The organism is Brevundimonas sp. CURTG3B2_SDJG (assembly GCF_057364705.1).
In genome coordinates this window covers 1-6,072 of sequence record NZ_JBNFOJ010000187.1, presented here as the reverse complement: position 1 = coordinate 6,072, position 6,072 = coordinate 1, and the positions used below count along the sequence as shown (strand labels likewise).

At 68.5% G+C, this 6,072-nt stretch carries 7 protein-coding genes and 2 pseudogenes; 5 read left to right on the top strand and 4 right to left on the bottom strand.

What is annotated here, in order from left to right:
* Nucleotides 1-63 precede the first annotated feature (63 nt).
* A pseudogene (locus tag AC2W7C_RS12580) lies at nucleotides 64-881 on the top strand (PQQ-dependent sugar dehydrogenase).
* Between the two features lie 8 nt (nucleotides 882-889).
* Here the strand turns inward: AC2W7C_RS12580 and AC2W7C_RS12575 are convergent.
* A complete protein-coding gene (locus AC2W7C_RS12575) occupies nucleotides 890-1,507 on the bottom strand; it encodes a hypothetical protein (RefSeq protein ID WP_486001748.1) in 618 nt (205 codons plus the stop codon).
* 154 nt (nucleotides 1,508-1,661) lie between these two features.
* Between AC2W7C_RS12575 and AC2W7C_RS12570 the strand changes: the two genes are divergently transcribed.
* The 4 genes from AC2W7C_RS12570 to AC2W7C_RS12555 all read left to right on the top strand — a co-directional run bounded on the left by AC2W7C_RS12570 (nucleotide 1,662) and on the right by AC2W7C_RS12555 (nucleotide 3,218).
* A complete protein-coding gene (locus AC2W7C_RS12570) occupies nucleotides 1,662-2,012 on the top strand; it encodes an ArsR/SmtB family transcription factor (RefSeq protein ID WP_486001747.1) in 351 nt (116 codons plus the stop codon).
* The gene (locus tag AC2W7C_RS12565) at nucleotides 2,009-2,494 is read left to right on the top strand and encodes an SRPBCC family protein (protein WP_486001746.1); all 486 of its coding nucleotides are present in this window, start codon (nucleotides 2,009-2,011) and stop codon (nucleotides 2,492-2,494) included. Before AC2W7C_RS12570 ends, AC2W7C_RS12565 begins: the two co-directional genes overlap by 4 nt.
* Before the next feature lie 113 nt (nucleotides 2,495-2,607).
* Nucleotides 2,608-3,039: a dihydrofolate reductase family protein gene (locus AC2W7C_RS12560; RefSeq protein WP_486001745.1), complete on the top strand. Its 432-nt coding sequence runs from the start codon at nucleotides 2,608-2,610 to the stop codon at nucleotides 3,037-3,039.
* Nucleotides 2,985-3,218, top strand: coding sequence for a dihydrofolate reductase family protein (locus AC2W7C_RS12555; protein WP_486001749.1), 234 nt, complete (start codon nucleotides 2,985-2,987; stop codon nucleotides 3,216-3,218). The genes AC2W7C_RS12560 and AC2W7C_RS12555 overlap by 55 nt, the downstream gene beginning before the upstream one ends.
* A 16-nt stretch (nucleotides 3,219-3,234) precedes the next feature.
* Here the strand turns inward: AC2W7C_RS12555 and dapD are convergent.
* The 3 genes and pseudogenes from dapD to argB all read right to left on the bottom strand — a co-directional run bounded on the left by dapD (nucleotide 3,235) and on the right by argB (nucleotide 5,691).
* Nucleotides 3,235-4,109, bottom strand: a pseudogene (gene dapD, locus AC2W7C_RS12550) (2,3,4,5-tetrahydropyridine-2,6-dicarboxylate N-succinyltransferase).
* Nucleotides 4,106-4,768 (bottom strand): pyrimidine 5'-nucleotidase, encoded by a 663-nt coding sequence (locus AC2W7C_RS12545; RefSeq protein ID WP_486001744.1) that lies wholly within the window; start codon nucleotides 4,766-4,768, stop codon nucleotides 4,106-4,108. Before AC2W7C_RS12545 ends, dapD begins: the two are co-directional and overlap by 4 nt.
* Nucleotides 4,765-5,691, bottom strand: a complete 927-nt coding sequence (argB, locus tag AC2W7C_RS12540; protein ID WP_486001743.1) for an acetylglutamate kinase — start codon at nucleotides 5,689-5,691, stop codon at nucleotides 4,765-4,767. The genes AC2W7C_RS12545 and argB overlap by 4 nt, the downstream gene beginning before the upstream one ends.
* Between the last annotated feature and the right edge of the window lie 381 nt (nucleotides 5,692-6,072).

Here is a 6,072-nt window from a genome sequence, read left to right as displayed (position 1 = left end):
CGCGGGGGCAAGGGGCGGCCTGCTGGGACGTGGCCGTCGGGGCCGACCTTCGCCCAGGACCGGATGATCTACTGGAGCTACGCCGAGCCCCGGGATGGCGGCAACGGCACCGCCGTCGCTCGCGGGCGCCTGTCGCCGGGCGGCGACCGGGTCGAGGACGTGCAGGTGATCTTCCGCGCGATGCCGACCTACGACGGGACGATGCACTACGGTTCGTCGCTGGCCTTCGACGGCCAGGGCCACATCTACATCACCCTGGGCGAGCGTTCGGTCGCCGAGGTCAGGCCCCAGGCGCAGCAACTGACCTCGCACATGGGCAAGGTGATCCGGGTCAACCTGGACGGCTCGGTTCCGGCCGACAATCCGTTCGTCGGACGGGAAGAGGCCCTGCCGGAGATCTGGTCGCTGGGTCACCGCAACGTCCAGGGCGTCGCCTGGGGCCCGGACGGCCACATCTGGACCATCGAGCACGGCACGCGCGGCGGGGACGAGCTGAACCGGCCCGATCCGGCAAGAACTACGGCTGGCCGGTCATCGCCTACGGCATCGAGTACCGCGGCGGACCGATCAACGAGGGGATCACCGCCCGCGAGGGGCTGGAGCAGCCGGTCTACTACTGGGACCCGGTCATCGCGCCCGGCGGAATGACGTTCTACGACGGGGCGATGTTCCCCGGCTGGCGCGGGAACGCCCTGGTCGCGGCGCTGAAGGAGAAGCACCTCGCCCGCCTGGTGATCCAGAACGGCCGCGTGGTCGGCGAGGAGCGGCTGCTGACTGACCTGGGCGAACGGATCCGCGACGTGGCCGTGGGGCCGGACGGGGCGATCTGGGTCGTCACCGACGAAGAGGACGGCAAGCTGGTCCGGCTTGCGGCCCGCTAGGCCCGGCGTCAGTACCAGGCGTTGTAATCCTCGTCGGTCTCCTGGGGCACGAAGTCGGGGATGTCGGAGGCCGAAATCTGGGTATAGGGCCCGGTGTAGGGGCACGCCATATTGGCCACGTCGCGCCCGTTGCGCTTGATGGCGACGCCGGACCACCGGCGGTCGGCGTCGGCCAGGCGCCCGGTGTAGCCCGAATAGACGATGTACTGGGTGTCGCCGTTGGTGAAGCGGACATGGGTCAGTTGCCCGCCGCCCTGGCCGACGACGCCGCCTTGGTGGACGCGGCCGTTGTCGCCCTCGGCGCGCATGCTCAGCTCCACGTTCCGCAGCGAGCGTCCGTAGGTGTAGCTGATGTCGGCCGGATCGATCGACGAGGCGCAGACCGACAGGATGCGGCCGTTGATCTGGCAGGAATAGAGAATCTCGTCGAACTCGCTGCACAGCGTTTGGTCGCGGGTGCGCGTGACCTGCGGGGCCGCAGCCGCCGATGCCTTCTCCGGGGCTTCGGCCGCCGCCGCCGGCGGGGCGTCGTCCTTCACGGCGACGGTCGCCGGTGCAGGGCCGGAGGGTGCGTCCTTGGACGCCGGCTGCTGCGAACACGCGACCATGGCCAGAGCCAGGACCACGACTTTGAGGAGGCTTGTCGATCGCATTGTCGTCCGCACGCAACTTGGGGGATCAGAAGGGCCGAGGGTGGCCGGGAAATCGTCCCGCGTCGAGCCCTCCAAACCTGACCGCCTATCCGTTGAGCTAAGTTTTGGCGGATGATATCCGGGTCCAATGGAGCCGCATCGCGACGAACTGACGGGCGTGTTTCAGGCCTTGGCCGATCCGACGCGCCGCGCCGTTCTGGCCCGGCTGGGTGGCGGGCCGGCCAGCATCGGCGAGCTGGCGGCCCCGTTCGACATGGCTCTGCCGTCGTTCATGAAGCATATCCAGGTGCTCGAGGGGCAGGGGCTGATCGCCACCCGCAAGCAGGGTCGGGTGCGGACCTGCACGATCCGCGAGGCGGCCTTCACGCCGGTCGCGCGCTGGCTGATGGACCAGAGGGCGATCTGGGAGGGTCGCGCGGACCGGCTGGAGCAATTCGTGGCGGCCGCGCAGGCCAGGGATGGCGAGACGGGCGAATGACAGAGCCGAATTCCGATCTGGATCTGACGACGTCCCGCGTCATCAGAGGACCGCGATCCTTGGTGTGGGACGCCTGGACCGATCCCGCCAGTCTTGAACGATGGTGGATCCCGGCGCCCTTGCTCTGTCGGGTGCTCGATCTGGACGTCCGCCCCGGCGGCGCCTTCGTCACCGCGATGAGCGAGAACGGCGGGCCCTTCGTTCCCCATCTGTCCGCCTGCTTCCTTGAGGTGGTCGAACGCGAGCGGCTCGTCTTCACCGACGCCCTCGCTGGAGGATGGCGGCCCACGGGTCGAAGCTTCATGACGGCCGTCATCACTCTAAGGGATCATCCGGACGGCACCGAATACGTGGCGCGGGCCATGCACGCCGACCGGGACGGGCGTGACCGGCACGCGACCCTGGGCTTCCACGACGGCTGGACCACGGTGGCGAACCAACTCGCCGAACTGGTGGAGGCCCGCGCCCGCGCGATGCGCTGAAGGACATTGTAGATAAGCCGGTCGGCTAACTTTTCGCTGGAAAACTAATCCAAATGGCTTAGTGTTTTCCGTGGTGGCGCCGACGGGGCGCGGCGATGCGAAGGAGACGCGCGATGAAGCTGGTGCTGATGGAGTTCGTATCGCTGGACGGGGTCAGCCAGGGGCCCGGGAGTCCCGACGAGGATCGGACCGACGGCTTCGAACGGGGCGGCTGGTTCTCGCCCTTCGTCGACGAGGCTTTTCTGGCCGTGGTCGAGGACTGGATCCGGCAGGCCGACGGCTTCCTGTTCGGCCGGCGCACCTATGAGGCGTTCGCTCGCGACTGGCCGGGGATGAACAGCGCCGACGATCCTGTCGGTAGCCGTTTGAACGGCCTTCCGAAATATGTCGCCTCGAACACCCTGAAGGACGCGTCGTGGGGCCCGACGACCATTCTTTCCGGCGACGTCGCGGCCCGGGTCTTGCATCTGAAGGACAAGCCGGCCGGGAACTGCAGATCCATGGCAGCGCGCGGCTGGCCCATGCTCTCGCCGCGGAAGGGTTGATCGACGAGTACCGGCTGGCGGTCGCCCCGGTGGTCGTTGGCCAGGGGCGCAGGCTGTTTCCGGATGGCGGCCCGGCCATCGGCATGGAACTGGTCGGCGTCCAGGCCATGCCCACCGGCCTGGCGGTCCAGACCTATCGCAAGTCGGGGCCGCCGACGTACGCCGTCTACGGCCGCTGAGCGGAGCCGCCCCCGGTCAGTCGCGCAGCAGTTCGTTGACGCCGGTCTTGGCCCGGGTCTGGGCGTCGACGCGCTTGACGATGACGGCGCAATACAGCGACGGGCCGCCGTTCGGATCGGGCAGGGTCCCCGGCACGACGACCGAATAGGCCGGCACTTCGCCGCGGAAGACCTCGCCCGTGGCCCGGTCCACGATCTTGGTCGAGGCCGACAGATAGACGCCCATGGCCAGGACCGCGCCTTCGCGAACGATCACGCCCTCGGCCACCTCGGCGCGGGCGCCGATGAAACAGCCGTCCTCGATGATGGTGGGGTTGGCCTGCAGCGGCTCCAGCACGCCGCCGATGCCCGCGCCTCCGGACAGGTGGACGTTCTTGCCGATCTGGGCGCACGAGCCGACGGTCGCCCAGGCATCGACCATGGAGCCTTCGTCGACGTAGGCGCCGATGTTCACGAAGGAGGGCATCAGGACGACGTTCCTGGCGATGAAGGCGCCCTGACGGGCCACGGCGCCGGGCACGGCGCGGAAGCCGGCCTTCTCGAAATGAGCCTCGGTCCAGTGGGCCCACTTGACGGCACCTTGTCCCAGTAAGGCCCGGGGGTGGGATCGCTGACGCCCATCGAGGCGCCGACCGGGGCGCCCATGCGGACGTTGGGATTCAGGCGGAAGGAGAGCAGCACGGCCTTCTTCAGCCACTGGTGGGTGGTCCACGCTCCGTCGTCGCCGCGCGAGGCGACGCGGGCCTCGCCGGAATCCAGCAGCGCCAGGGCCTGCTCGACTGCGTGGCGGGTCTCGCCGTGGGTCGAGGGCGAGACTTCGGCGCGGCTTTCCCAGGCGGCCTCGATGACGGCTTCCAGGCGGGTCCGATCCTCTAGGTCTTTGGCGGTCATGCGGCGGCGTCCTTGAAGGTAAGGTCGGTCAGGAAGTCCAGGAGATCAGGGGCGATATGGTCGATGTGGTCGCCCAACGGCTTGCCGTGCCCGTCGCCGATCAGGATGGTGGCCATGCCCAGCGCCTTGGCCGGCTCCAGGTTGCGGGGCGTGTCCTCGAAAAAGGCGGCCGAGCGGGGTTCGAAGCCGAACCGGTCGATCACGCGGCGAAAGGTCGATGGCGCGGGCTTGGGCGTCAGATCGGCGTCCTCGATGGCGAAGACGCCCTCGAAGCAGTCGGTCACTCCCAGCCGGTCCAGCACGCGGCCGGCGTATTCGCGCGCGCCGTTGGTGAAGACGAAGCGCCGGCCCGGCAGGGCGCGCAGGGCCTCGGCCAGGGCGGGATTGGGCTCCAGGGCGTCCATCGGCACGTCGTGGACGTCCTGCAGGAAATGCTCGGCGTCGATGGTGTAGTTGGCCATCAGCCCGGCCAGGGTGGTGCCGTGCTCGTCCAGGAACTGCCGCTGCAGAAAGCGGGCCTCGTCTGGGTTCAGACCGACGGCCTCGACGACGTAGGCGTTGATCCGCGCCTGGACCAGATGCATCAGCCCCTGTTCGCGCGGATACAGGGTGTCGTCCATGTCGAACACCCAGGTCCGGACATGGGAGAGGTCGATCAAGACGCCTTCACCAGGGTGCCGGCGCCATGCTCGGTGAACAGCTCCACCAGCATGGCGTGGGGGCGGCGGCCGTCCAGGATGACCACGGCCTCGACGCCAGCCCGCACAGCGGCCATGGCGGTCTCCAGCTTGGGGATCATGCCGCCGGTGGCGACGCCGTCGTCGATCAGCGCCTGGGCTTGTTCGAGCGTCATCTGGCGAATGATCTCGCCGTCCGCGCCCTTCACCCCCGGGACATCGGTGAGCAGCAGCATGCGCTTGGCGTTCAGCGAACCGGCCATCGCGCCGGCCACGGTGTCGGCGTTGACGTTGAAGGTCTGGCCGTCCTCGGCGACCCCGATGGGGGCGATCACCGGCACCCAGTCAGCGTCCGATTCGATCAGCCGAGTGATCAGCTTGGGGTCGACCTTGGTCGGCTCGCCGACGTAGCCCAGGTCGACCTCGTGCTCGATCATGCTGTCCGGGTCGCGCTTGGTGCGACGGGTCTTCTCGACGGTCAGCAGGCCGGCGTCCTTGCCCGACAGGCCGATGCCGCGCACATCGGCCTCCTTGCCGGCCATGGTGATCCAGTGCGCGATCTCCTTGTTGACCGCGCCGCTGAGGACCATCTCGGCCACCTGCATGGTGTCGGCGTCGGTGACGCGCAGGCCGTCGACGAAGGCCGACTTCACGCCCGCCTTGTCCAGCATCGCGCTGATCTGCGGGCCGCCGCCGTGCACGACCACCGGATTGACCCCCATGAGCTTCAGCAGCACCACGTCGGCGGCGAACTGCCGGGCCACGGCGCTCTCGCCCATGGCGTGACCGCCGTACTTTATGACCACGGTCTCGCGGTCGTAGACCTGGATGTAGGGAAGCGCTTCGGCGAGGGTCCTCGCCGTGTCCCAGCCGCGCTCTTCGGATTGGCGTTCGGTCTCGTCCATCGTGAGCGGCTCCGTAAAGGCAAGGGCGTTCGCTGTCATCATGAAAGAGGGCGGACCGCGACCTTCCAAGCGCCGGTCCGGGACGGCCGATCGACCTTCTGCAACCATCGGGCGTCTTCGCCTCGACCTGGGCCGCCACCGCTGTTATGAAGGGCGGCGGCGTTGATCGCCGTAGACAATTTCCTGGGCTGCGGAGGCTCCACCCATGCGGATTAAGACACTTATTTTGGCGTCCAGCGCCGCCGGGGCTCTCGCCCTGACAGCCGGCGCCGCGTCGGCTGAGCCGAACGGTTGGTACGGCGCGCTTGATGCGGGCTGGCACACGTCGGACATTGAGACGTCTCGTGACGTCGACATTGACGTTGAGGACAGCTGGGCGGG

Excerpts from the sequence above, each read along its gene's own strand:
- AC2W7C_RS12570 (WP_486001747.1), top strand. The coding sequence starts at position 1,662 with ATGGAGCCGCATCGCGACGAACTGACGGGCGTGTTTCAGGCCTTGGCC.
- AC2W7C_RS12565 (WP_486001746.1), top strand. The coding sequence starts at position 2,009 with ATGACAGAGCCGAATTCCGATCTGGATCTGACGACGTCCCGCGTCATC.
- AC2W7C_RS12560 (WP_486001745.1), top strand. The coding sequence starts at position 2,608 with ATGAAGCTGGTGCTGATGGAGTTCGTATCGCTGGACGGGGTCAGCCAG.
- argB (WP_486001743.1), bottom strand. The coding sequence starts at position 5,691 with ATGGACGAGACCGAACGCCAATCCGAAGAGCGCGGCTGGGACACGGCG.